At 44.3% G+C, this 24,219-nt stretch carries 24 protein-coding genes; 11 read left to right on the top strand and 13 right to left on the bottom strand.

The window, feature by feature from the left end; translation table 11 throughout:
• Positions 1 to 181: 181 nt before the first annotated feature.
• The 7 genes from DHBDCA_RS13485 to sleB form a co-directional block, all read right to left on the bottom strand.
• On the bottom strand, positions 182 to 1,339 hold the full coding sequence (locus DHBDCA_RS13485) for an ABC transporter substrate-binding protein (protein ID WP_015044784.1): 1,158 nt from the start codon (positions 1,337 to 1,339) through the stop codon (positions 182 to 184).
• 134 nt (positions 1,340 to 1,473) lie between these two features.
• Positions 1,474 to 1,770 carry a TerC family protein gene (locus tag DHBDCA_RS13480; RefSeq protein WP_256364970.1) on the bottom strand — a complete coding sequence of 99 codons (297 nt, stop codon included), beginning with the start codon at positions 1,768 to 1,770 and terminating at the stop codon, positions 1,474 to 1,476.
• A 201-nt stretch (positions 1,771 to 1,971) separates the two neighbouring features.
• Positions 1,972 to 2,229, bottom strand: coding sequence for a hypothetical protein (locus DHBDCA_RS13475; RefSeq protein ID WP_015044782.1), 258 nt, complete (start codon positions 2,227 to 2,229; stop codon positions 1,972 to 1,974).
• 37 nt (positions 2,230 to 2,266) lie between these two features.
• On the bottom strand, positions 2,267 to 2,959 hold the full coding sequence (locus tag DHBDCA_RS13470; protein WP_015044781.1) for a Crp/Fnr family transcriptional regulator: 693 nt from the start codon (positions 2,957 to 2,959) through the stop codon (positions 2,267 to 2,269).
• Positions 2,941 to 3,078, bottom strand: a complete 138-nt coding sequence (locus DHBDCA_RS15535; RefSeq protein ID WP_015044780.1) for a hypothetical protein — start codon at positions 3,076 to 3,078, stop codon at positions 2,941 to 2,943. Before DHBDCA_RS15535 ends, DHBDCA_RS13470 begins: the two co-directional genes overlap by 19 nt.
• Positions 3,079 to 3,119: 41 nt before the next feature.
• Positions 3,120 to 4,487, bottom strand: a complete 1,368-nt coding sequence (locus tag DHBDCA_RS13465) for a PepSY1/2 domain-containing protein (RefSeq protein ID WP_015044779.1) — start codon at positions 4,485 to 4,487, stop codon at positions 3,120 to 3,122.
• A gap of 10 nt (positions 4,488 to 4,497) precedes the next feature.
• Positions 4,498 to 5,193 carry a spore cortex-lytic enzyme gene (gene sleB / locus DHBDCA_RS13460; RefSeq protein ID WP_015044778.1) on the bottom strand — a complete coding sequence of 232 codons (696 nt, stop codon included), beginning with the start codon at positions 5,191 to 5,193 and terminating at the stop codon, positions 4,498 to 4,500.
• A 138-nt stretch (positions 5,194 to 5,331) separates the two neighbouring features.
• Here sleB and DHBDCA_RS13455 point away from each other — a divergent pair, with 138 nt between their 5' ends.
• The 7 genes from DHBDCA_RS13455 to nifJ all read left to right on the top strand — a co-directional run bounded on the left by DHBDCA_RS13455 (position 5,332) and on the right by nifJ (position 13,685).
• Entirely contained in the window at positions 5,332 to 6,063 is a 732-nt protein-coding gene (locus DHBDCA_RS13455; protein WP_015044777.1) for a FadR/GntR family transcriptional regulator, read from the top strand.
• Positions 6,064 to 6,280: 217 nt separating this feature from the next.
• Positions 6,281 to 6,445, top strand: coding sequence for a rubredoxin (gene rd / locus DHBDCA_RS13450; RefSeq protein ID WP_015044776.1), 165 nt, complete (start codon positions 6,281 to 6,283; stop codon positions 6,443 to 6,445).
• Positions 6,446 to 6,635: 190 nt separating this feature from the next.
• Positions 6,636 to 7,340, top strand: coding sequence for a response regulator transcription factor (locus DHBDCA_RS13445; protein ID WP_015044775.1), 705 nt, complete (start codon positions 6,636 to 6,638; stop codon positions 7,338 to 7,340).
• Positions 7,333 to 8,739 (top strand): sensor histidine kinase, encoded by a 1,407-nt coding sequence (locus DHBDCA_RS13440; protein WP_015044774.1) that lies wholly within the window; start codon positions 7,333 to 7,335, stop codon positions 8,737 to 8,739. The genes DHBDCA_RS13445 and DHBDCA_RS13440 overlap by 8 nt, the downstream gene beginning before the upstream one ends.
• 134 nt (positions 8,740 to 8,873) lie before the next feature.
• The gene (locus tag DHBDCA_RS13435) at positions 8,874 to 9,290 is read left to right on the top strand and encodes a hypothetical protein (RefSeq protein WP_015044773.1); all 417 of its coding nucleotides are present in this window, start codon (positions 8,874 to 8,876) and stop codon (positions 9,288 to 9,290) included.
• A gap of 19 nt (positions 9,291 to 9,309) precedes the next feature.
• The gene (locus DHBDCA_RS13430) at positions 9,310 to 9,870 is read left to right on the top strand and encodes a hypothetical protein (RefSeq protein WP_015044772.1); all 561 of its coding nucleotides are present in this window, start codon (positions 9,310 to 9,312) and stop codon (positions 9,868 to 9,870) included.
• Between the two features lie 263 nt (positions 9,871 to 10,133).
• The gene (nifJ, locus tag DHBDCA_RS13425) at positions 10,134 to 13,685 is read left to right on the top strand and encodes a pyruvate:ferredoxin (flavodoxin) oxidoreductase (RefSeq protein WP_015044771.1); all 3,552 of its coding nucleotides are present in this window, start codon (positions 10,134 to 10,136) and stop codon (positions 13,683 to 13,685) included.
• Between the two features lie 241 nt (positions 13,686 to 13,926).
• On the opposite strand, the gene DHBDCA_RS13420 is transcribed toward nifJ, so the two are convergent.
• From DHBDCA_RS13420 to DHBDCA_RS13405, 6 genes are all read right to left on the bottom strand, one after another.
• Positions 13,927 to 16,134, bottom strand: a complete 2,208-nt coding sequence (locus DHBDCA_RS13420; RefSeq protein WP_015044770.1) for a YhgE/Pip domain-containing protein — start codon at positions 16,132 to 16,134, stop codon at positions 13,927 to 13,929.
• Positions 16,135 to 16,192: 58 nt separating this feature from the next.
• Positions 16,193 to 16,774, bottom strand: coding sequence for a TetR/AcrR family transcriptional regulator (locus DHBDCA_RS13415; RefSeq protein WP_015044769.1), 582 nt, complete (start codon positions 16,772 to 16,774; stop codon positions 16,193 to 16,195).
• 193 nt (positions 16,775 to 16,967) lie between these two features.
• Positions 16,968 to 17,138, bottom strand: coding sequence for a CDIF630_02480 family spore surface protein (locus tag DHBDCA_RS15090; protein WP_015044768.1), 171 nt, complete (start codon positions 17,136 to 17,138; stop codon positions 16,968 to 16,970).
• A gap of 15 nt (positions 17,139 to 17,153) precedes the next feature.
• Positions 17,154 to 17,324 carry a hypothetical protein gene (locus DHBDCA_RS15530; protein ID WP_015044767.1) on the bottom strand — a complete coding sequence of 57 codons (171 nt, stop codon included), beginning with the start codon at positions 17,322 to 17,324 and terminating at the stop codon, positions 17,154 to 17,156.
• 115 nt (positions 17,325 to 17,439) lie between these two features.
• Positions 17,440 to 19,833: a vitamin B12-dependent ribonucleotide reductase gene (locus DHBDCA_RS13410; protein WP_015044766.1), complete on the bottom strand. Its 2,394-nt coding sequence runs from the start codon at positions 19,831 to 19,833 to the stop codon at positions 17,440 to 17,442.
• 195 nt (positions 19,834 to 20,028) lie between these two features.
• The gene (locus DHBDCA_RS13405; RefSeq protein ID WP_021315824.1) at positions 20,029 to 20,328 is read right to left on the bottom strand and encodes a zinc-ribbon domain containing protein; all 300 of its coding nucleotides are present in this window, start codon (positions 20,326 to 20,328) and stop codon (positions 20,029 to 20,031) included.
• A 350-nt stretch (positions 20,329 to 20,678) separates the two neighbouring features.
• On the opposite strand from DHBDCA_RS13405, the gene DHBDCA_RS13400 reads away from it, so the two are divergent.
• From DHBDCA_RS13400 to DHBDCA_RS13385, 4 genes are all read left to right on the top strand, one after another.
• Complete coding sequence (locus DHBDCA_RS13400; protein WP_015044764.1) at positions 20,679 to 20,954, top strand: DUF1294 domain-containing protein; 276 nt, start codon at positions 20,679 to 20,681, stop codon at positions 20,952 to 20,954.
• A 142-nt stretch (positions 20,955 to 21,096) separates the two neighbouring features.
• On the top strand, positions 21,097 to 22,155 hold the full coding sequence (locus DHBDCA_RS13395) for an HD domain-containing phosphohydrolase (protein ID WP_015044763.1): 1,059 nt from the start codon (positions 21,097 to 21,099) through the stop codon (positions 22,153 to 22,155).
• A 49-nt stretch (positions 22,156 to 22,204) separates the two neighbouring features.
• Entirely contained in the window at positions 22,205 to 23,824 is a 1,620-nt protein-coding gene (locus DHBDCA_RS13390) for a sensor histidine kinase (protein WP_015044762.1), read from the top strand.
• Positions 23,809 to 24,192: a PaaI family thioesterase gene (locus DHBDCA_RS13385; RefSeq protein ID WP_015044761.1), complete on the top strand. Its 384-nt coding sequence runs from the start codon at positions 23,809 to 23,811 to the stop codon at positions 24,190 to 24,192. The genes DHBDCA_RS13390 and DHBDCA_RS13385 overlap by 16 nt, the downstream gene beginning before the upstream one ends.
• Positions 24,193 to 24,219 lie beyond the last annotated feature (27 nt).

Below are 24,219 nucleotides of genomic sequence, written 5' to 3'. Positions count from 1 at the left end.
CAATCGTTATAATATCTAATCAAATCTATCTAAACATTTTAACACATAACTGAAAAACAGGGAAGTTAAATACAACTGTTGAAAGAAATAGGAAACAGAATTACATAAAAATAGAAGTATAAAAGAATAGAGAACCACTTTCGTTCATTACTCTATCTATAATTACGTTCACAAATTTCCTTTATTGAAGATCCACGCGAGCAGCAAATACTTTTTGGCCTCCCACAAACTTCAAGATGGCAGCACTTTTCTCAGGATTATGAGTTGCAGAATTCACGGTGATTGTACCGGTGATTCCTTGGAAATCTGTCAGGTTCTCGAGGGCTTCCCTGATCTTTTCCGTATCCATGCTGTTCGCCTGCTCAATGGCTGTGATGATCATGTTCGCAGCGTCGTAACCAAGTGCGGCAAACATATCAGCATCCTGACCGTATTCCTTTTTGTAAGCAGCTGCAAAGTCTGCCAGGACTGGATCATCCAAAGCGACCTGATCTACATAATAAGCGTTGTTCAGCGCGGTTTTGCCGGCAATATCGCTAATCGGCCCTGTTCCCCAGCCATCACCGCCGAGGAAGACCGTGTCAAGTCCCATTTCACGGGCCTGCTTTATAATGGCCCCGGCTTGATTGGCCCATCCGGGGACAAAGATCACATCAGGGTCTTGAGCTTTAATTTCTGCAAGCATGACCCGGAAATCTGTATCCTGGCCGAAAGTGTATTCTTCGGAAGCGACAATTTGTTTGCCTGCTTTTTCAAAAGTATCCTGAAAACCTACTGCCAGACTCTTGGCATAGGTGCCGTTCTGATCAATAATCAGTGTGGCTTTGGACGCATTCAGTGTGTTCAGCACATAGGATGCAGCGATTTCCCCCTGGAAAGTGTTGATAAAGCAGCTCCGGAATACCCATTTGTTCAGCCCTTCATCGCCAACGGTAATGCTTTCGTCTGTGCTGGTCGGCGTAATCAGCAGCACATTGTTGGCGGACGCAACAGGGATTGCTGCAAGCGTATTCGCATTCGTCATCGGACCGATGATCGCAATGACTTTATCCTGTGTAACCAGTTTGGTGGTCGCTGCGGTTGATTCGGCAGCATTGGACTGATTGTCGGTACTGATGTATTCAATTTGACGTTTAAGTACACCGCCATTTTCATTCGCTTCTTTGATTGCGAGCTTCGCCCCGTTTTCACCCATGATTCCAAACTCGGCAATTTCCCCGGTTAATTCAAAATTGCCGCCGATTTTTATTGTTGCTGTTTTTTGGGCATTGCAGCCGGATACAAGCATCAGACATAGTCCTGTAATCAAGGTGGCAGAACAGATTTGTTTAAATTTCATATCTTCTGATCCTCCTACGTTTCCAACCATTTTAATCGTATAGTTTATCGAGGAAAGTGTCAATAAGAGAATCATTTTAACAATGAAGTTTGCTTTTTACGATGTTCCTCAGCGCACAAGCAAAATTTAAGCTATTACTTTGCCGAGCAGGTTTTTTGTTTCTTCCATTGTCCAATCAGCAAAACTCCGGCAGTAACCAAAGCAATCAAACTATATTTAAGTACTGGATCGCTTAAAAAGCTTGCAAGCAAAGGCTCACTGGTAATCATTTTCCCTGCAGTAAAAGCAATAATGGCTGCACCCAGACTAATAATAAACGGAAAACGGTCCATCAGCTTAATAATTAACTTACTGCCGAATACCATAATGGGTATGCTGATCATTAAGCCAAGTACGACCATGATATAGCTTCCATGAGAAGCTCCAGCAATTGTCTTTCAATTTAGTTTATTTAATTCCTTTAAAATCACGGGGATCAATTTCGTTAACCTTAAAAGCAAAATAAAAAGAGACTTTAACCAAAGTTAAAGTCTCGCTAACAACTAAGTTGCCTCAGGACCGGGACATCATCTGTCCGTAATGACGGTCTTGAGTATTAAGCTACTCCCTATAACAAAGCTATTATAGCAAAGCTACTCAAAATTCGCAAGAATATTTTGATTGTCTCTTAGCTGTTTCAGATAAGCCTGGGCTTCATTTTCTGTCAAGAATACTTCAACCCGGTCGTCCCCGATTTCAGCATCATCCCAGGTAAGAAATTTATCCTGCGAGAGTTTGGTGATATTCCAGCAAGTATCAGTATCGTTGTCCTTAAAGACAGTCGTTGTACTTGCAAGCATATGGCCATAATCCTCGAAGCCAAATGTTCTTGCAAAGGTGTCCTTCGTCATTACAACACTCCTTCAGGTATCGTTTAAATCAACAACTTCATTCGCTAAATTTTTTTAAAACCTCATAATCTTTTATTTTAACCGTTGTACTGTGGAAATCGATCATTCCTTCGTCTCTCATTTTGCAGAGTTCACGGGAAAGGGAAGGGCGGGAGACGTTAATGAAATCGGCCAAATCATTCCGGTTGAGGTTTAATTGAAAGGTATGATTGCCGGTCTTCTCGTACTCGTCAAGTAAATAGGTGCTGACCTTGCCCCGGAGACTCTTGATTGAAAGGTACTCTACCTTTTTATTGAGCATTAATGCCCTGTTCGATAAGACCTTCAGCATATTCATGATCAATTTCTTATGGCTGATGCATACTTTCTCACAGCAGCCGACAATTTTGTCCTGAGGAAAAAACATCACCGTACAGCTCGATTGGGCGATGACTGTGACCGGCCAGGACTTTGTAACGGAATAGGCGGCCATTTCTCCGAACATTTCTCCGGGGCCAAGAACACTGATTAAAACCCTGTTCCCGGAAACCGTTTCTTTGGTGGAGGAAACATTCCCGCTCAAAACTACACCAATTTTGGAGAGCGTTTCCCCAGCTAAGGTCAGGCATTCATTCTTTTTATAATCATAAATTTTTATATTCATACAATGAAGAATACCAAGAATTTCGCTGGGTTCAATCTTGTCAAACAGCGCACAGCTGCTCAACGGCTTCAGCCATTTTTCATACATGTCCCACACACCTCTGAATCGATATCCTGTAGCGCATCTTTCATTTTTGTCAGGATTTCTGTGACCATACCGGCGGATTCTTTGCTTTGGGCTGCCGGTTTGCGCATTTTTTTATACAAGAATTATAACCTTTTTGGCGGTGTATTTCCAGTGATTTACCTTACTCCAGATATTCTCCTCGTGGAGTTTGGATAACCCGCTGGATTTTTTCCTCGTACCCACTGACCGCATTGATATAGATCATGAATTCCTCCCCGCCTTTTTTTACCCGGAATTCATAACAGAAAGCTTCGGGCCAGCCGGGAAGGGATATGACGACCGGCCTGTACTCCTGGATGGAGACGTCAGAACGGAGACGAGATTTGGCCTGATCTATTGTGATTTCAGGCAGAAGCGTGCGTTTATGGTGAAACAGCCAGTACGATGTTGCATCATAACCTGTTATTCTGCCGTTATCTTTGGCAACAATCAGCCGGATTTTATCAGGATAGATTCGAATGCCTTGTTCTTCAACGACTGCGTCCAGCTGTATCGTTCCGCCAAAATCATTGACTGAAGTCTGAACAAGATTCTTCCATCCAAGATTTTGTAAAGTTTTCAAGGCCCGAGATGCTGTATTGTCTGCATCAAATCGCTGCAGACCAAGCGCTCTTTCATCCCGGAAGTACGTGATTACGCCGCCTTTTTTAGCCACGTCGACCGTGGTGCTGCTAAATTTGAAAACATAAACGCTGAAAGTACCGTTGGAGATGCCGGAAGACTGCGGATCAACGTTCGTATAGCCAAGGGTCTGCAAAAAATCAGTGGCTGCAGCTTTTGCTTCCTTCTCTGTTACAGTCTTTTCAGGAAGGCCAAGCGGTTCCGACACAAAATGCGTATCCGCCTGACCCTCATAAGAATATGGGGGGTATTTCTGCAAGCTGGCATCAAGCTGCTCAAGCCCAGAGCTGACTGAGTCAGGGACTGTAGCAGCACCTTCTTCTCCAATGGCTGAGGCAGGAGCAGCATTGGAAAAATTAGTTGAAGCACTCCGCTTATTTTTACTGAGCCAGGAAATACTTTCTGTACTAAGACTGACATTGAGTTCTTGAACGGTCCGGTTAACAGAAATAAGCCTTTCCTGCATATTGGTCAGCGTTTTTTCCTGGGAAGCATTCATCTGCTCCCCTTTGGCAATCTGCTGCGTCATCAGATGGGCATATTCGCCAATTTGATTCAGAAACTGATCGACATAATTTAACCCGTATTCATCTGACGGCAGCAGAGAGAGATCCTTCACGGACGTTTCACTCTGCTGCCAGGATTGGCTTAAATATAATACCTGCTGGGTCGGGGTCCCTGCAGCCCTGCTTTTGGCCAGAGTAGTTTCTAAACCGTCAAGGTGAGTCACCAGGTCGGCAAAAGATCTTTGATATTGGTTCTCGGCGGCGAGGTCCAAACTTTCAGCTCTTTGAAATTGATTCACCCCCCAGATCAGAGAGAGCGCGAGTCCCGCAGCTAAAGCCCACGGCCAAAATCTTTTCTTCATATTTTTCCTCCTAACGACAAAAGATGTGTTTGCCAATTTGAATAATTTGAGGTCGTGACCAGATATAATTGTTGCTGGTTTTGGCAGGGTTAAAAAAGAATAATGCTCCGTAGGCAGGGTCTGTTCCGTGTAATGCTTCATATACTGCGTTATAGGCCGAAGGAACAGGCTCATTCCAAATGGACCCGTCTGCCACTGGAGAAAAAGCACCGGGTTGGTAAATAACATCTGGAATCGTATTTGGAAATGAGGAACTTTGAACACGGTTTAACACAACGGAGGCAACGGCAATTTGCCCGCGATAGGGCTCTCCTTTAGCTTCGGCACTGACCAGACGGGCTAAAAGATTAATATCCGAATTCTTATATCCAATCGCTGTGCCGCCGACTGTCACACTTTCCCCGGTCAAGCGTTTGAGCTCGCGTATAGTTCTGGTTCCGGCTATACCATCTGCGCCTAGTCCGTGTTCTTTTTGAAACAAACGGACCCTGGCCTCGGTTTGGCGTCCATAGATTCCGTCAATTGAACCGATCACATATCCCAGCATAGACAGCCTTTTTTGGAGTTCCGCTACCTCCGGCCCGCGGGATCCGCGTGAAAGATTGCGGTCTCCCAAGGCAGCATTGCTCAAGGAGGATGCACACAGCATAAGGGCCATCACTACAACTAGAATTCTTTTATACGTTGGATGGGGAGATAATGACATACAACCACCTCGTGATTCTTTTTTCCATAGTCTGGCTTAAGATACCGAATATTATCCGCTTTCCCATATTTTGAAGTCATATGTTATAATACAATCGTATAACTATATTTTGTCGGATACCTGTGAGGGAGTATGGGCATGGATATCAAGCCGATCAAGAGCAGGAGAACTACAGAGATTATTCTTGAACAGATCAAAAACTTTATGATTCAGGGTCAGCTGAATCCGGGTGATAAGCTACCGACAGAAAGTATTCTTGCCGAAAAGTTTGAAGTAAGTAGAACTTCGGTCAGGGAGGCATTATCAGCGCTGAGCCTGACAGGGATTCTCGATATCCGGCAGGGAGAGGGAATCTTTGTCAAACGTTCTCCATCCAATGCAGTGATTGAACCTCTAAGTTTTATTTTTCTGCTGGAAAATGATTTCGAAAAAATTATTGATGTCTGTATTGCTCTGGAGACCCAAGCCGTTGATCTTGTTGCCCGAAACAGGGATAACGACGATATTGCCGCCATGCACAAGCTGTTTGAAAAGATGAAACAGGATCTGCCGGAGGGCAAAAATGTCCAGAAGGATGATGTCTCTTTTCATCTTGCTTTAGCTGGGATGTGCAAAAACCCGCTTCTGGAACGAATGGTTAATACCGCTCTGGATATATCCGGTCAGGTTTTGCGATCGACGTATCAGCAGTGGGTGCGGACCTATTATTTTGAAAACAGACAGATGCTTTATCAGGAACATCTGGAGATCTTTCAGGCTGTGGAGAATAAGGATAACGAATCAGCTAACCGGCTGATGAATGCCCATCTTTCCAAAACCCAACAGGAACTGAAAAGATTTGAAAGAATTAGGAATATCCTGGAGTATTAAGTATGCCCGGTATGCATCTATTTCCTGATTGTAGTGCTGCTGTTTTACAAGCTGGATAAAGAGTATTCGCAAATCGTTCAGGATTTATGGACCGCTGCGCAGCTAAGAGAGTGCAGGAATAACCGCGAAAATTCAGTAAACATTTTAGTTGAAAGCCCCTTGTTTTCAAGAAAACCTCCGGTTATAATGAAAAAAATTGACAAAGGAGGCGCTTTAAATGCAAAAGTACGAATGTACAGTATGCGGTTATGTTTATGATCCGGCTGAAGGAGATCCGGATGCTAGGATTGCTCCCGGTACGGCTTTTGAAGATTTACCCGATGACTGGGTTTGTCCTTTGTGTGGGGCTGCTAAAGACGAATTCGAAGTTGCTGTTGAATAGAAGAATTGCGATTATTTTTTCACTTTGATTTTAAATAAAGACTGACCAGAGAGGATGTTATTCGGCATCCTCTTTTCATTTGAAAAACCATGACAGAATTGGAAAAAAACTGATATAATAGCATCAGGTATAGTTGTCTGGTCTATTGGCAATTTATTTTTTCTTTCTGAAGTGTGGGGGTGAACGATGGATGACAAGCATACTTGTCGTTGATGATGATCACAATATCTGCCAGCTGTTAGAACTTTATCTTTTGAATGAGGGATACCAGCTTTATATGGTTCATGATGGAAGCAGTGCGCTCGATGTCCTGCGAACAGAAAAAACAGATTTAGTGATTCTCGATATCATGCTGCCGGTCATTAACGGGTGGGAAGTCTGTAAAATGATCAGGCAGATCAGCTCTGTTCCGATCATTATGCTGACTGCCTGTGATTTGATGGAAGATAAGATTCAGGGGTTTGAACTTGGTGTCGATGATTATATTGTGAAGCCTTTTGAACCGAGAGAACTAGTGGCCAGGGTCAAAGCCAGACTAAAAAACGTTCAAGGAAATGAAACGAAGGATAGAGCAGATCAACAAGCCGAAACCAATGTTCTGAATATCGGAAATATCCAGGTGGATATGAACCGTTACGAGGCCAGACTGGAAGGCGAAAAAATAGAACTGAAGCCGAAAGAGATCCAGCTGCTGTATTTCCTTCTCAAGAACAGAAATATGGTTTTTACCAGAGATCAGCTACTGGAAAAAGTATGGGGCTACTCATATGAAGGAGATACCCGGACTGTTGATGTTCATATCAACAAACTGAGAGAAAAACTGGAGGGTGTTTGTTCTAACTGCCGGATCAGTACCGTCTGGGGAGTAGGATACAAGCTGGAGATTGATGGTTAAGAAAACAATTTTCTCAAAACTGTTTTTTACCTATCTGATCTTGATCATTGCGGTGATGGCTGTCATTGCCGTTCTTCTCTCCTATGCGTTTAACAACTATGTATTCGGGGAAAAGCAGCAAGAAATGCGTGCCGCGGCAGCCGAAACGGTTCTGCTGCTCGGGAAGTATGAACAGGCCGAAATAACCTATTCGGAACTAAATGATTCGCTGGATATCCTGGGTTCGATGACGGGTTCACGGATTTATGCAATCCGGCTGAATCCGGAGGTTCTTGCGAATAAGAATCTGGTACTGGATAAGGAACTGCTGGATGCGTACCTGTTTGAAGATTTAAAAAGCATCCTGCAGGGCAAGGAAGTTTCCCGGAAAAAGCAATACTCGGACAGGTTTGCCGCAGATGTAGCCTTTTTAGGGGTCCCCTACGGCCAGGATAATATGATTGAAGGAGCTATTTTGTTTTTTGCTCCGCTTGACGAAATCTACGCTTATATTCAAAAGATCAATATGATCATATGGTGTTCTGCGCTGGCGGCAGTTATCTTAAGCGGTATCATGATTTATCTGGCAGCCCTTAAAATTACCAAGCCGTTGAAAATCATGGAAGAGGGAGCGATACAGCTGGCCGCCGGAGAGCAGATCAATGATTTGGCAGTTCATTCAGGTGATGAGCTGGAAAAGATGGCAAAAGCCTTCAATAATATGAAAAACCAAATCAGTACGGCCGAAAATATGCGGCGTGATTTTATGGCAAGTGTGTCTCACGATCTGAGAACTCCGCTGACATCGATCAACGGTTTTGTCCAGGGAATGCTGGATGGATTGGTAAAACCTCAGGACTATCCAAAGTATTTGAATATTATTAAAACGGAAACAAACCGTTTAATGGGGCTGACAGGTGAAATCCTAGAATCAGCGAAAATTCAGTCAGGGGAGATTACACTCGCCAGGAAGTATTTCCTGGTCGGGAATACCCTGGAGGAGATTCTGGAAAGCACAGGGATGAGGGAAAATCCTAAAAATATAGAGCTGATGATGGATTGTCCGGACGGACTGGAATTATACGCGGATCAGTATCGTTTTAAACAGATCCTGATCAATATCCTGGATAATGCGCTGAAATATACCGGAAAGAACGGAAAAATCAAACTGACTATAACGCCGGAAGACGGCGGGATCAAATTGAGTGTTCAGGATAACGGGAAGGGAATCGCACCACAGGATCTGCCATTTATTTTTGAGAAATTCTACCGGGCAGATAAATCCCGGCAGGAGGTGGAAGGCGGAACCGGTCTTGGTCTTAACATCACCAAGATGCTGGTTGAGCAGCACGGCGGCAGAATTAGCGCTTCCAGCACCTATGGGCAGGGAACGGAGATTGTGATTTTTTTCCCTGGCTAATACCTAGAATTTTAAAAAGTACAGTCATAATTTTACGTATTATTTACAACTCATCTGTTTTGCTTTGATATTTTTTCTTTAAAATAAGGCTGTAGACCGATGGTCTGCCTGCCTGAAGTACCAGGAGGGTAGTGATGAAAGGTAGAGTGTTCTTAACGACATTCCTAATTCTTTCCTTCTTTGTCACGCTGAGCGGCTGCTCGGGCCAAACGGATCAATCGAAGAATTCCGAAGTGCCGCGAAACGGTGTTCAGACTGAAGACCAGCAATCCGCGAACAAAGACGATCAGGTGCAAAGTGATGGAGCAGGAATCGATGGAGCGGGGACAGACAGAACGGGGACAGACGGAGCGGGGATAGACGGAACGAAGACAGACAGGAAAGAAAACAAGGAATCCGATAATCAAGAAATTTCGGTGGTGGCAAAATCAGGCACACGGTCGGCAGATGAAGAAAAAGAAGCTGTATTGGACGAGATTTCCAGAGAGCTTGATGAAATCATCAACACTGTGAATGCGATGGATGATATTGAAGAAAATGATCTGAAATAACATTGTGGGGAGGAAGCATATGAAAAGAATAAAAGTTGTGCTGCTGGCTGTTATGAGTGTTTGCTTAATCCTTAACAGTGCGCTGGTTTTTGCCAAGACAGACAAAACAGCGGATGGCACATCAAGTAAACAGAATTCCCAAAGCAACAAACAGATGAATACTGAAGCTAAGGGTATTACTGTCCAGCAATGGCAGAAGGAACTCAAGCCCTTATTTGATGAAATCCGTGCCAATAAAACAGAGACGATTCATTTGCGCAATCAATTGATTCAGCTTCGCAGTAATGCAGTTGCCAAGATTAATGATCTTAGACAACAGAATGAGAATCTGACCGATGAACAGATGGAAGCCCTGCTTGCTCCGCTGAAGAACTTTTTGCAGACGCTCAAGGAAGATAAAACTGAGATAGAAGGCCAGTTGGGCGACGTTCAGCAGCAAGTCGTTGATCTCAGAAAGACAAAAAAAGAACTGGATATTGCTCAGGCCAAAATAACGCTGCATAATATTATTATGGTACAGGAACAAAGGATTACGGCGCTGAAAGCGACGATTGAAGATTTAGAGGATTTTCTGGATTAGACATTCTCAGTAAATGTCCGATGAAAGATCAAAAATGATTAACTATAAGCCTTTGAGAGCTGCTAATAGTAACGCACTATTGGCAGTGTTTTTTTTGTAATTTTTTGCAAAGTTGACTGGTTTGCACTTCTGTGCATTTTTCGCTGGAAAGTATCAATAATATAGATTATAAAGCTTAGTACCGAGTTGACGAGGTACTGGATCATCAATTTAATAACAGATCACAAATATGGATCAAGCTTAAGCTAAAAGGAGGTTTTTTGATGCCAATGAAAACGGCCACGATGGATGGCAATGAAGCTGCAGCACTGGCGTCCTATGCCCTGACTGAGGTTGCCACCATCTTTCCGATCACTCCGTCATCTCCGATGGCCGAAGGTGTTGATGAATGGTCGGCGCACGGTAAAAAGAATATTTTCGGTCAGCCTGTAAAAGTGGTGGAGATGGAATCCGAGGCAGGTGCTGTGGGAGCCCTTCACGGATCGCTTGCTTCGGGAGCGTTGACAACCACTTACACCGCTTCTCAGGGTCTGCTGCTGATGATACCGAATATGTACAAGCTTGCCGGGGAACTATTGCCGGCCGTATTTCATGTCAGCGCGAGAGCGTTGGCGACCCATGCACTGTCCATCTTTGGCGATCATCAGGATGTCATGGCCTGCCGGCAGACTGGTTTTGCGCTGTTGGCATCAACCAACGTCCAGGAAGCACATGATTTTGGATATGTTGCTCATCTGAGCGCTATCCAATCCAGAATCCCGTTTCTGCATTTTTTTGACGGATTTCGTACTTCGCATGAATATCAAAAAATTAACTTGATCGAACAGGCGGAGATCCGGGAAATTGTAGACGATCAGGCACTCCAGAATTTCAGAGATCATTCCTTAAATCCTGAACATCCTGTGGTAAAAGGATCTACGCAGAATCCGGATGTCTATTTTCAGTTCAGAGAAGTTTCCAATCCGTTTTATGAAAAGGTTCCAGATATTGTGGAAGGCTACCTGCGGGAAATAGAAAGAATTTCGGGACGGGCCTATCATCCGTTTAATTATTACGGAGTACCTGATGCCGAGAACATCATTGTGACGATGGGGTCAGTCTGCGACACCGTTGAAGAGACAATTGATGTTCTGCAGAAGAGAGGCGAAAAGGTCGGGATGGTGATTGTTCATCTTTACAGGCCATTCTCGGCAAAATATTTCTTTGATGTGCTGCCCGCTTCCGTTAAAAAAATTGCAGTTTTGGACCGTACCAAGGAGCCGGGAGCTTTAGGCGAACCACTCTACCTTGATATTCTGGAATTATTCAGGCACACCTCGGATAGGACTTCAGAACAAGCAGCCCATCAGCCGATTATCGTGGGGGGGAGGTACGGACTGGGGTCCAAAGATACAACGCCGTCTCAGATTCTGGCGGTATATCAAAACCTGAAACAGGACAAACCAAAGAATCATTTTACAATTGGGATTGCGGATGATGTCTCCGATACTTCTTTGCCGGATGGTGAATGGATGGATGCGACTCCGGAAGGGACTATTAGCTGCAAGTTTTGGGGGCTGGGTTCCGACGGGACTGTCGGAGCAAACAAATCAGCCGTAAAGATTATCGGGGACAATACTGACCTTTATGTCCAGGCCTATTTTTCCTATGACAGCAAAAAATCAGGAGGGACAACGGTTTCCCACCTCAGATTCGGCAGAAGTCCAATTAAGTCCCGCTATTTGGTCTTCAGCGCGGATTACATTGCGTGCCATAATCAATCGTTCATTTACCATTATGACCTCCTGAAAGGAATCAAAAAAAATGGCACTTTTGTTTTGAATTGCCCGTGGAGGAGCCTTCATGAACTTGAAGAGCATCTTCCAGCATACCTGAAGAAAACGATCTTTCAAAACAACATCCATTTCTATGTCATAGACGCAATTGATATTGCTTCGCAGATTGGCCTGGGCGGACGGATCAATATGGTGATGCAGGCCGCATTCTTTAAGCTGGCGAATGTCATACCGATTGAAGATGCCGTCCGGTATCTGAAAAATTCGATCGAAAAAACCTACGGCCGGAAAGGGCAGAAGATCGTTGAAATGAACAAAGCCGCCGTAGATCAAAGCATCAGCCGGCTTATCCGTATTGAGGCGCCTGCTTCCTGGGAGAGTGCCCAGGATCAAAAAACGGAGCTCAAAGAAGAACCCGAATTTATCAAGAAAATTCAGCGGCCGATTGCGCGCTCTGAGGGAGATGAGCTTCCTGTCAGTACCTTTTTGGGGATGGAGGACGGGAGCACGCCTCTCGGGACAACAGCCTATGAAAAGCGCGGTATTGCAGTCCAAATTCCAGAATGGCAGATAGATAAATGTATTCAGTGCAATCAGTGCGCCTATATTTGTCCGCATGCGACGGTCAGACCCTTTTTATTGGATGATCAGGAAAAAGCCCAGGCACCGGAGACGTTTATAACGAAGGAAGCTTCCGGAAAAGGACTGGAGGGTCTGCATTACCGTATACAGATTGCCCCTCTGGATTGTACAGGCTGTATGAACTGTGCCGACATTTGTCCTGCTCCAGGAAAAGCATTAATCATGAAACCAGCCGAACACGAAATCGAAATGGAAGCGGAAAACTGGGAATATGCGTTATCCATTCGGACCAAGGAAGACCGTATGGACCGCAATACCTTAAAAGGAAGCCAGTTTATCCGTCCACTTCTGGAGTTTAACGGTGCCTGCCCGGGCTGCGGGGAAACGTCATATGTCAAACTGCTGACGCAGCTCTTCGGTGAACGTATGATGATTGCGAATGCGACAGGCTGTTCCTCGATCTGGGGAGGAAGTTACCCTTCCATTCCATATACGACCAATGCCGAGGGCAGAGGACCGGCTTGGGCCAATTCACTTTTTGAAAATAACGCGGAGTACGGATACGGCATGTACCTCGGCGCTTTGCAGATCAGAGAAAGAATTTCCGCCCTGATGCAGGAAGCCCTGACAATGGAACTGTCCGAAGAAATCAAGACTGCTTTCAGAGAATGGCTCGATGCGTACCATGACGGAGAAAGGTCGCTGGCTGTCTCCGTCAAAGTGCTTCAGGCATTGAACAGCAATGCTACACCGAGTCATCCGGTCATCAGTGAAATATTGAAGAGAAAGGACTATCTCGTCAAACGCTCGGTATGGGCAATCGGCGGGGACGGCTGGGCGTATGATATCGGCTATAACGGTGTTGATCATGTCCTGGCCAGTGGGGACGATGTAAATCTGTTGGTTATGGATACGGAGGTCTATTCCAATACAGGCGGGCAGTCCTCCAAAGCGACCCCGACGGCCGCGATTGCCAAGTTTGCCGCCGCAGGCAAAAAGATCCGGAAAAAGGATCTTGGCATGATGGCGATGTCCTATGGCTATGTTTACGTCGCTCAGATTGCAATGGGCGCGAATATGATTCAGACGATCAAGGCGATTACAGAGGCTGAAAGATATCACGGACCGTCCCTGATCATTGCCTATTCCACCTGCTTCAATCATGGCCTTAAGAACGGAATGGGAATGAGCCTTGCTCAGCAAAAAAAAGCAGTAGAAGCAGGATACTGGCATCTTTACAGGTACAATCCGGATCTTAAGCAGCAGGGTAAAAATCCGTTTATCCTCGATTCCAAAGAACCCAAAGGAAACTTTAAAGAATTCTTGGAAAGCGAGATCCGTTATGCTTCTTTGAAAAACGTTTTCCCTGAGATTGCCGAAGACATGTTTAGCTTGGCGGAACAACATGCTGCTGAACGTTATGAGAGCTACAGGAAGATGGCAACCTCCCAATCCTAACATACAATTATCCGGCCCAAATTGGTGCCTAAAGCTTGAAAATAGGTACGTTTACACCGCAGGATATAGGTTGTCAAACCTTCCGGCGTAAATCTTCGATACGAAATATTTCTATAACCGGAGAATTCCCAAGCGCTCGGGAATTCTTGGTTATAGAAATATATGGGGCCGTTACAGACGAATTTAATTTCATTCGTTCTGCAACGGCCCCTTCGGTTATTGAAAGAAGATGAACTCCTGTCTATGAAACAACGGTCATTTCAACAGAGGATTTTTCCCTTTGCTTTTTCGTTGCTCTGATGCTCAGCAGTAGATTTACTGCAAAAATTATAACTGTGATGCCTCCCAATATGGACAGATTCTCATACAGAAAGCTGTAGTTGACACCGGATATTACTTCTTTAAGTGCATTGATTGCGTATGTCATTGGTAAATATGGATATGCGTTATCAAAGAATTTCGGTACAAGCTCCAGTGGGAAGGTTCCTCCGCAAGCCGTAAGCTGAAGGATCAGTAAAAAAAGTGCCAAAAATTTGCCGACATCCTTGAGGTTCGCAATCAAAAAATCCACAATGGCGGTGAAGCATAAAGCAATCAGAATGCACACGACATAAAACATGAAAACATTCTTCACCACCAGATGCAATCCGTGCTGTAAAACAAGAGCTAATGCCACCGCTTGAACTGCAGCTACCAGTGAGAATCCAATAAACCTTGGATCCGCAGGCAGATATTTTGAAAGACGGCGTTCAAAATTGATTTCCGGATCAAGGTAAATAACAATTAGCATGAGGATTGCTCCGATCCATAATGACAACGAAATAAAATACGGTGAAAATGCTGTTCCATAATTCGGCACTGGATCAATGCTCAGCTGATTAAGCTCAACAGGTGTTGCTGCGTAGGTGTCGAGTCCAGCAAGATTCGCCGTTTTGTCATTTGCTGTTGTGATTGAATCCGCAACCGCAGTCTTTGCCTCGTTGATGCCATCATTCAAGGTCTGACTGCCGTTTAGAAGCCGCTGTTCGCCATCCGAAAATTTAGCCGCACTGGCGTTCAGTTCACTGCTTCCTTGGGCAGCTGCCGCTATACCCATGGCAGCCGTCTGGATACCAGAATTTAGTTGTGGATACGCAGCTACCAATTCTGCGGAACCTTCCGCCAACTGTCCTACACCACCAGATAGCTGATTTAAGCCGGCCCCTAACTGATTTGCCCCACTTGCCAATTGCGTTGCACCATTCATGAGTTCTTTTGACTTGCTATCGATCAATGCGATGCCGTCATTTAATTGTTTACTTCCTGACTGCAGCTGTTGGGCACGGCTGACTAAAGTGGCGGTGCTGCTTTTCAGTGTGTCAGAAGCAGTGTTTAGCTGATCCAGGGAGCCTTGTGATTTTTTGTATGTTGCCAAGATACTCTGCATATTTTTATCTGCCAATGCTTCAGGATGTGCTGTTACGTATGATGTCAGAGAATCAGCGATACTTTCATCGGTAGATGTTAAGTTTTTAACGCTTGCCAGGTACTGGCCCATACCATCGGCGTATTTTTGCATATTTGCAGCACAATCTGTTGTTCCTTGGTATATCTGCGCTGAACCAGCTTTGGCTTGATCGAAACCGCTTGCAAATTGTTGAAGCCCTTGAGCAAAGCTAAGTGAACTCATGGCGAAAGTCGAAAGCCCTGATTGTGATTTTGTAAGACTTGCATTCAATGTTGTCAGTCCAATATTAAATTGCGCCCAATTAGCATAAAACAGGTTGGAACCCTCAGCCAATTTGTTAAACGCCAGGGTGCCTGCATTTAAACCATCATTTAGTTCAATGATGCCGGCATTCAGTTTTTCCTGATTATTTTTCAGCACACTGATTCCATTCGACAGTTGACTGGAACCAGCAGATATTTTCCCGAGCCCATCATTCAGTTCAGTTAAATCCTCAGGAATCGTTTTCATTTCGGTCGTCATTTCACTGACGATTTCTTTGGTTACCTTTTGTGAAACCTTATCTTTAAATTCGAGCATGACTCTGTTCAAAACCTGGACAGCAAGGAAATTTCTTTTCTCTTCCGGTTGATAGATAATGATGCCCTCATTCTTATCTGATTTATCTGCCGAAGCTATTTTTTCTGAGAAATCGGGCGGTATCGAAACTTCAGCATAATATTCTCTGTTTTGTATTCCTGTCTTTGCATCTGCGTCCGTGGTCAAAACCCATTTGATGTTTTCATCGGATTTTAGTTCTTCAGTGATCTCATTTCCTAAATTTCTTGACTTACCATTGATGACTGCGCCCTGATCCTGATTGACAAAGGCCACAGGAAGCTTCTCTAATTTGCTGTACGGATCCCAGAACGCTGAAAGAAAAAATACACTGTATATGAGGGGAAGAATGATTACAGCTGCAATAACTGCTCGTTTTCTCCAACGTTTTTTCTCTAATGCCATGACATTTCCTCCAACTGCTATTTATAACTAATTAGCTACTGCAGCTTCTATTGTTTTTTCAAAGATCTTCTGATAATTTGATCCCAGTTAACCAATACCCTTTGATTTCTTCTACGGTGGCTTCGTAAGAGATCTTCTGATTGGATAATAGGATGCGAAGACTTGCTGCCGCCGTCATGCCAAATATGGAGACAGCCAGAAGTTCCGGGCCCAAAGGTCTGATTTCCTTCTTTTCTATTCCTTCTTGAATAATTTTTTCAATAAATTGCAAATATTCTCTTAAACTTTCACGCAGCAGGAGTTGCCTGTCTTGTCTTCCCCAAACTTCGCTTAAAAGTACTTTTGCAAACTCAGGATGTTCAAAGGAAAGCTTTGTTTGAACCTCAATCAACTTTTCTAACTGTTGGATTGCTCCTTCTACATTTTCGGCTGATTCTTTAACCGTTGCGACAAATTGGTCGATAGTCCAGCGAATCATACTGACAAATAATTCTTCTTTGCTTTTGTGCCGGTAAAATAATGTCCCTTTAGCAACTTTTGCCTGAGAGGCAATGTCTTCCATTGTCGTTCGTTCAAACCCATTGACAGCAAATAATTGAAGTGCAGCCTGAAATATTGCTTTATCTTTTTGGTTTGTCATTCCTTTCTCCTTTACATTTTATACTGACTAGTCAGTGTAAATACTATGTCTTAAGGACTTATTTGTCAAGAAAAAAGTTTATCATTCACAAGAAAAAAGCATTTTTCTACATTAAAGTAATTAACAATAGGAAAGGAGCTGCTGCATGCGAATGATTATTATTCGTTTGCAACAGCCCCTTAACCCAAATTGTTTATTTTTCGTTGGAATCCACATATTCTTTGGCATTGCGAACTTCAAGTTCTCCGGGAATGCCTACATTCGATACAGGCTTTTTTGTTTCAAAGCGGCTGTCCCAGGCAGCGGTAGTATGTTTCTCAACAGGGTTCGCCATAAAAGTTTCCTTCTTTTTATTATTGGCCACTTTTCTATTCCTCCGCTACGCTTTATCCGGGTACCGTCTTCTATCTTCAGCCATCCGGCCAATCGCCTGCGGACTGGCAAAAGCAATCGAGCCTGCCGGCATCGGATGCGTGTTGTTCAGGTGACCCCAAGCAAGCGAGTTATTGGTTGTCAATACTTCTTTGACTTTGCGTCTGTCTTTCGCCATGGCGTGATTCACCTCACCAAGAATTATTCGCTGCCTGTAGTTTTTGATATTTTTTAGAAAAAAATACACAGTCATCAATGGAAAATGATGACTGTGCATTTTAAAAGTCGTTATTTTACCCGCATTTGGAATAGCCGCAGTGGATGCAGACCATGCAGCCGCCTTCGTGATTCACGGGCATTCCGCATTCAGGGCAGGCATTGTCAATCGCGACGGCGGCCTGAGCTTTTTTAATTACGGCTTTTTCAGTTTTCTTCAAATCATCCGAAAGGACAGGTTCTTCCGTTTTATTGCGATTGATAATCGCAGAATTACCGTTTACGCCGATATCCTTATACTTTTTGATTACCCGCGAGATTGCATCCGGGCACGAGGTGACATTGACACCTTCTCTTCGGATGCAGGCGGGGCAGCGGATTCCGCGGATCTGCTCTATAATAGCATCAACAGAGATGCCCGAACGCATCGCGATCGAGATTAGGCGGGAGGTTGCTTCCGATTGGGAAGAACAGCCGCCGGCTCTTCCCGTATTGGTAAACACTTCACAGATACTGGTTTCATCGGCGTTTACGCTAACATAGAGATTACCGCAACCAATTTTAATCTTTTCAGTGACGCCGACAGTCACCGGCGGGCGGGGCCTCGGCTTGATGGTAGGCATCGGTGCAGAAGCGGTTGTTTCAGATTCAGCGGTGGTCTTGGGCTTTGCAGTCGTCTCAGGTTCAGCTGTGGCTTTGAAATCAACCGCCGGATTGGCAGTTTCTTTCGTTCCGGCAGACAGCACCTGCTGTTCACGACTGCCGTCCCGATAGACCGTAATTCCTTTGCAGCCAAGCTCAAAGGCTAGGCGAAACGCTTCGGCAACATCTTCGCAAGTAGCTGTATTTGCAAAATTAATAGTTTTGGAGACCGCATTATCCGTATATTTTTGAAAAGCAGCCTGAATTCGGATATGCCATTCAGGAGAGATCTCCTGCGCGGTAACAAAGACCTTCTGCACCCATTCCGGGACTTCCGGCAAACCGAAGACGTTACCTCGTTCGGCAATTTTGGCCATAAGCTCCTTTGAGTAAAAGCCATACTTATGCGCATAATCTTCAAAAAGCGGGTTGACCTCAATCAGCGCCGTACCGTCCATGACCGTCTTAGTATAGGCCACGGCAAAGAGCGGCTCCACGCCGCTGGAAGCACCGCAGATCATCGATATCGTCCCTGTCGGGGCAACCGTAGTCAGTGTAGCATTGCGTAATTCGATCTTGCCGTCATAAATGGAACCCTGATAATTAGGAAAGGTACCGCGTTCCTTGGCCAGTCGCTGGGACTCTATACGGGATTCGGTACGGATGAATTCCATAATCTTTCCGGCGAAGGCTGTACTTTCTTCGGAAATATAGGATGTCTGCAGAAGAATCATCAAATCTGCAAAACCCATAACACCCAGGCCAATTTTCCGGTTTCCTTTGACCATTTCTTCGATTACGGGAAGAGGATATTGGTTGACATCAATCACATCATCGAGAAAACGGGTCGCGAGCCTTGTGACATAGCCCAAACGCTCCCAGTCAATTACGGTCTTTCCGTCCTTTTCCGCCGCCATAAGCTTTAAATTAATGGAGCCAAGATTGCATGCTTCATTGGGAAGTAAGGGTTGTTCGCCACAGGGGTTGGTGGCCTCAATCACGCCAATATGCGGCGTCGGATTATCGCGACTCATCCGGTCAATAAAGATCATGCCCGGTTCGCCGTTCCGCCAAGCGTGGTCAACAATTTTAGCGAAGACTTGTTTGGCGGGGAGCTTGCCTGCCGACTTTCCAGAGTGAGGGTCAATTAGGTCATATTCCGTGTCATTTTCCACAGCTTTCATAAATGATTCCGTTACAGCAACCGAAACATTGAAATTGTTAATATCCCGGTTATCTTCTTTGCAGCTGATAAATTCCAGAATATCCGGGTGGTCGATCCGAAGAATGCCCATGTTGGCGCCGCGTCTTGTTCCTCCTTGCTTGACAGCTTCCGTAGCGGCATTAAAGACTTTCATAAACGAAACCGGACCGGAAGCAACCCCTCCGGTGGAACGCACCATGCTGTTCTTCTGGCGCAGCCGGGAAAAGTTAAAGCCTGTTCCGCCGCCTGACTTATGTATAATTGCTGCATGTTTCAGTGCATCAAATATATCCTCCATACTGTCCCCGACCGGCAAAACAAAGCAGGCACTTAACTGTCCAAGGTCACGCCCGGCGTTCATCAGTGTCGGCGAATTCGGCATAAACTCCAAATTAGCCATGACGGTGTAAAATTCTTTGGTCAAATCCTGAATTTCCTGCGGATTCTTACCATATTTTTCTTCAGCGCCGGCAATGACCGAAGCAACCCGGTAAAACAGCGCTTCCGGCGTCTCGCATTTTTGGTCATTTTCCTGCTTCAAATATCTCCGTTCCAGGACAACTCTGGCATTCGGCGAAAGATTGGCTTTGGGCCACTTTTTCCAAACTTCCGTATTGTTACGCAACGTTTATACCTCCAAAATTCATTCGGACTGTAAATCCGGTTAGTAAACTACAAGTAGTACTATATAAAGTTTACAGATACTATATCTGGTAGTCAAGGGGGTAAAATGGAAAAATTAATCATAAAAAATAAATAGGCTCTCAAAAACAAAAACCCCCCCGGGTAAGATACCCGGAAGGGTCTGATAACAATTAAATTACCAGTTGTTTCTGGAGCGGGGTTGGTAGCAATCCCGGCAATAAACAGGTTTGTCACCAGTAGGTTGGAAAGGTACTGTGGTTTCTTTGCCACAAGCAGAACAAACAGCAGGGAACATTTCACGTTGAGGGCGCGAATAGCCACCATTTCTGCTCTGTGCTTTTCTTGCTGAACGGCATTCGGGGCAGCGGCCTGGTTCGTTCGTGAATCCTTTTTCAGCGTAGAATTCCTGCTCGGATGCAGAAAAAGTGAATTCACGGCCACAGTCTTTACAACTTAGTGTTTTGTCATTATACATAAATGACCTCCTAGATTTATTACCCGCCTCATTGGAAGTTGATTCGACATCTTCCCTGAGCCTGAGGCAGTCGAGAAGGTCTTCTAATCCCTCAAATATTAACGAGCAATACTTAGTATAACTAAAAAAATACAAATTGTCAAAACAAAGTATAAAGTATTCTGTCTGATTTTTCAAACTTCTCAGTATTTTTTCTATTAATCTTTATGTTTTGTCCTATAATCTTTATATTTTGTCCTATTTAGTCCTAATATCTTTCCAAGCATTTCTCTGCGTATTTTTTTCCTGTCTCATTCATGGTATGATTTTGGTCATAAATGGTTTTTGACTGAGCAAGGGAGGCTGCAGATATGGAATATATCTGGCTTATATGGGGATACATTGTCCTTGTAAATATTTATGGTTTTTCCGTTATGGGGTGGGATAAATATAAGGCCAAACGGGGAGGCCGACGGGTCTCTGAACGCCGTTTCTTTCTTATAGGACTGATATTTGGTGCTCCGGGGATCTATCTGGCCATGCGTTTCTTCCGACACAAAACCAAGCATAAGGCCTTTGTATACGGTATCCCTGTTCTGATCATATTGAATATATCTGTTCTTGTCTATTTTCTGCAAAAATTTTAGAGAAAAAATTGTAGAGATTCCAAGGATAAACATTTTTTATCTAGAATTTCCCATAAGAATAAGGTATATTAAGATATAGTGGCTGGCTGACCGGAAATTTCCTCATTAATAAGCAGTTGATTTGTGAAAGATTGGGAGGCGGATGAAGATAAATACTGATAGTATTTCAAGGGCCAGAATACTAATCGTCGACGATAATTCAGTAAATATTTTGTTGCTTGAAAAACTGTTAAAAATGTCGGGATACAGCAATATCATGTCCACCACTGATTCCAGGGAAACCCTGTCCTTATATCGGGAGCATAATCCCGATCTGATTTTAATGGATTTAAGGATGCCTTACCTTGATGGATTTGAGGTAATGGAGCAGTTGAATGCAGTCAAAGAGGATGACTTTCTTCCGATCATTGCCATTACAGCCTACAACGATCAGGAGCACAGACTGAAAGCCTTGACGCTCGGCGCCAAAGATTTTATTGGGAAGCCCTTCGATTATGCTGAAGTTCTGATGCGAATCAAAAATATACTGGAAATACGTTTACTGAACAACGAAATCAAAGAGAACAACCGCAGACTGGTCAATAAAGTCCACCAGAGAACAAAAGAACTGGAAGATTTGCAGGTTGAACTGATCCACAGGCTGGCGAGAGCCGCAGAATTTCGGGACAGCGAGACAGGAAATCACATTCTGCGAATGAGCAAATACACGTATGAACTTGGTAAAGCCTTCGGACTGCCGGAAAAAGACTGTGAACTAATGTTTCATGCCAGTACGCTGCATGACATTGGAAAAATTGGCATTCCCGACGAAGTACTGCTGACACCAGGAAAACTCACTCCTGATGATTGGGAAAAAATGAAAACCCATACCGTTAAAGGGGCTCAGATCCTGGCCGGCAGTTCAGCGGAAATGATTAAGCTTGCTGAGCAGATTGCGCTGTATCATCATGAAAAATGGGATGGAAACGGTTATCCGAGCGGGCTTCAAGGAGAGGAGATCCCGTTGGTGGGACGAATCACAGCCATCTGTGATGTGTTTGATGCTTTGATTTCGGAGCGTCCTTACAAGAAGGCGTGGGAAATCGACGAAGCCTCAGCTGAGATAGAAAAAGGCAGAGGCACACATTTCGATCCTTCTCTTGTCGATCATTTTCTGAAAATTATGCCGGTAATCAGGGAAATTACGGAGATCTATAAATAACAAGTTCTGCCCATGGTCATCGAATGTAATAAACGGCGGCGGTGTTGGAATGAGGTCAAAAGAGTTAAAGAAAAAGCTACCGCTTTTCCAGTGGACTTGGCGCACCTATGTTTGCGAAGCACTCATTCCATTGATCATCATGGGATTGGTGCTTATTGCTATTTTCATTCTCGGGCACTTCTGGCTGCATAAAGAAGTATCAGGTATGTCGATTGCTGGTCAGGGAGAAAAGCTCTATGCCACGCTGAACGGTTTAAGTGATCAATTGTACCGTATTGGCCGTTTTATCATTGTAGGTCTTCTTATTTTCTATAGTATATTTATCATCATGTTTTACCGGAAAGCTCATCGAATAAACAAGGCGATCTCGGAGCCTCTGACCAGGATTAAGCAGATGGTCCTTGATATCGGCACAGGACAGTACCTCCAGGAACAACCGGATTTCTTCATTGAAGAGCTGCAGGATACGGCAGTCTCAGTCGTACAATTAGGTAAACGGCTGCATCATCTCGATGCCAATCTGACAGTTTACCAGTCTGAAATCAGGAAAAAGGAAGAAAATCTGCAGGCTCTGGTGAAATCCATTGATGATGCTATTTTTGAAGTAGATGAATCCGGAATCATTCGGAATGCTTGGACAAATGATCAGAGTATTTTGATTAGACCGGCTGCTGAAATCATTGGTTCCTCCTTTTATTCCGTTATGGATGAGGAGACCGCAAAAATCAACATGACCTTGATCAGTCGTGCTATTCAAGGCAAGGAACCGGAGGTATTTGAATATTTCCTGAGCACTTCAAAAGGCGTCCGTTGGTATCAGGCACGGATAGCCCTTATTGACAATGATAGGCATAGTGTTTCCATCTCCGTAAGGAATATTACCGATAGGAAGGCCCTGGAGAATTCGCTTATTTCAGCCAAGATGGAGGCTGAACGGGCCAGTCTGGCCAAATCGGAATTCCTCTCGAGTATGAGCCACGAATTTAAAACACCCCTGAATGCGATTATGGGTTTTGCCCAACTCCTGGAGATCGATACGGAGGCTCCTTTAAACGAATTTCAGAAGCAGAGTGTCAAAGAAATCTATAAAGCAGGGAACCACTTACTTGACCTGATTAATAAAGTCCTTGATCTCGCGAAGATTGAAACAGGCAAATTTGATGTCGTGATTAAACCGGTAGAAATAAAACCTGTCGTAGAAGCTTCGATCAATTTAGTCAAGCCTCTGGCTGATCTGAAAGGAATTGCGATCACGGCAGCGTATTCCGGGTGTGAGAATTATTGTGTGGCGGCAGACCAGATCCGTTTGAAACAAGTGCTGCTGAATATTTTTTCGAATGCGATTAAATATAGTTTTGATAATGGAATCATTGAATCCAGCTGTCAGGAGTTTGATGGGTGGCTGCGGTTCAGCATCATCGATAGTGGTTTAGGCATTCCGTTGGAAGAACAGGGTAAGATATTTGATCCTTTTTTCAGGGCATCGAATATCAACCATTTAATCGAAGGTACCGGGATTGGGTTGTCGGTTGCCAGAGAATTGATTGAACTGATGGGCGGAAATCTTGGATTTGACAGTCAAGAGGGAAAGGGAAGCCATTTCTGGTTTGAACTTCCTTTGGTTCATGCCGGCTCGGCAGAAAGGATGACAAAATGGATAACATATTAGAGGAAATGAGTAAGGATATTTTTGCAAAATATGTTGGGATAGAAATACTCAAAGCCGAAGCCGGAACGGCTGAGGCCAGGTTAAAGATAGACGAGCACCATTTGAATGCGCTTGGGATCGTTCAGGGAGGAGCCATTTTCACGCTGGCGGATTCGACACTCGCTGCAGCGTCGAATTCCCGGGAGGGTACGGCAATTGCCGTAAATGTCAGTATTACCTATTGTCAAGCTGCCGGTCTGGGAATACTCACCGCCAGAGCCAAAGAAGTATCCCTAAACCGGAAAATAGCGACCTATCTGGTTGAAGTCACAGATGAGAAAGACAATCTCATCGCCATGTTTCAGGGAACGGTTTACAGAAAACAATAAAATAGAAAGCCCATGTTCGTACCATAC

Origin of the sequence: Dehalobacter sp. DCA (genome assembly GCF_000305775.1) — a bacterium.
Classification (GTDB): Bacteria; Bacillota; Desulfitobacteriia; order Desulfitobacteriales; family Syntrophobotulaceae; genus Dehalobacter; species Dehalobacter alkaniphilus.
Note: the sequence above shows the minus strand (reverse complement) of the source record. Positions and strands in the feature narration are given on the sequence as shown.

Coding starts and splice junctions, on each gene's coding strand:
- DHBDCA_RS13440 (WP_015044774.1), top strand. CDS start 7,333: ATGGTTAAGAAAACAATTTTCTCAAAACTGTTTTTTACCTATCTGATC.
- DHBDCA_RS13430 (WP_015044772.1), top strand. CDS start 9,310: ATGAAAAGAATAAAAGTTGTGCTGCTGGCTGTTATGAGTGTTTGCTTA.
- DHBDCA_RS13415 (WP_015044769.1), bottom strand. CDS start 16,774: ATGACAAACCAAAAAGATAAAGCAATATTTCAGGCTGCACTTCAATTA.
- DHBDCA_RS13435 (WP_015044773.1), top strand. CDS start 8,874: ATGAAAGGTAGAGTGTTCTTAACGACATTCCTAATTCTTTCCTTCTTT.
- nifJ (WP_015044771.1), top strand. CDS start 10,134: ATGCCAATGAAAACGGCCACGATGGATGGCAATGAAGCTGCAGCACTG.
- DHBDCA_RS13470 (WP_015044781.1), bottom strand. CDS start 2,959: ATGTATGAAAAATGGCTGAAGCCGTTGAGCAGCTGTGCGCTGTTTGAC.
- DHBDCA_RS13465 (WP_015044779.1), bottom strand. CDS start 4,487: ATGAAGAAAAGATTTTGGCCGTGGGCTTTAGCTGCGGGACTCGCGCTC.
- DHBDCA_RS13390 (WP_015044762.1), top strand. CDS start 22,205: ATGAGGTCAAAAGAGTTAAAGAAAAAGCTACCGCTTTTCCAGTGGACT.
- DHBDCA_RS13455 (WP_015044777.1), top strand. CDS start 5,332: ATGGATATCAAGCCGATCAAGAGCAGGAGAACTACAGAGATTATTCTT.
- DHBDCA_RS15530 (WP_015044767.1), bottom strand. CDS start 17,324: ATGGCGAAAGACAGACGCAAAGTCAAAGAAGTATTGACAACCAATAAC.
- DHBDCA_RS13485 (WP_015044784.1), bottom strand. CDS start 1,339: ATGAAATTTAAACAAATCTGTTCTGCCACCTTGATTACAGGACTATGT.
- DHBDCA_RS13400 (WP_015044764.1), top strand. CDS start 20,679: ATGGAATATATCTGGCTTATATGGGGATACATTGTCCTTGTAAATATT.
- DHBDCA_RS13420 (WP_015044770.1), bottom strand. CDS start 16,134: ATGGCATTAGAGAAAAAACGTTGGAGAAAACGAGCAGTTATTGCAGCT.
- DHBDCA_RS13445 (WP_015044775.1), top strand. CDS start 6,636: ATGACAAGCATACTTGTCGTTGATGATGATCACAATATCTGCCAGCTG.
- sleB (WP_015044778.1), bottom strand. CDS start 5,193: ATGTCATTATCTCCCCATCCAACGTATAAAAGAATTCTAGTTGTAGTG.
- DHBDCA_RS13475 (WP_015044782.1), bottom strand. CDS start 2,229: ATGACGAAGGACACCTTTGCAAGAACATTTGGCTTCGAGGATTATGGC.
- DHBDCA_RS13385 (WP_015044761.1), top strand. CDS start 23,809: ATGGATAACATATTAGAGGAAATGAGTAAGGATATTTTTGCAAAATAT.
- rd (WP_015044776.1), top strand. CDS start 6,281: ATGCAAAAGTACGAATGTACAGTATGCGGTTATGTTTATGATCCGGCT.
- DHBDCA_RS13395 (WP_015044763.1), top strand. CDS start 21,097: ATGAAGATAAATACTGATAGTATTTCAAGGGCCAGAATACTAATCGTC.
- DHBDCA_RS13405 (WP_021315824.1), bottom strand. CDS start 20,328: ATGTATAATGACAAAACACTAAGTTGTAAAGACTGTGGCCGTGAATTC.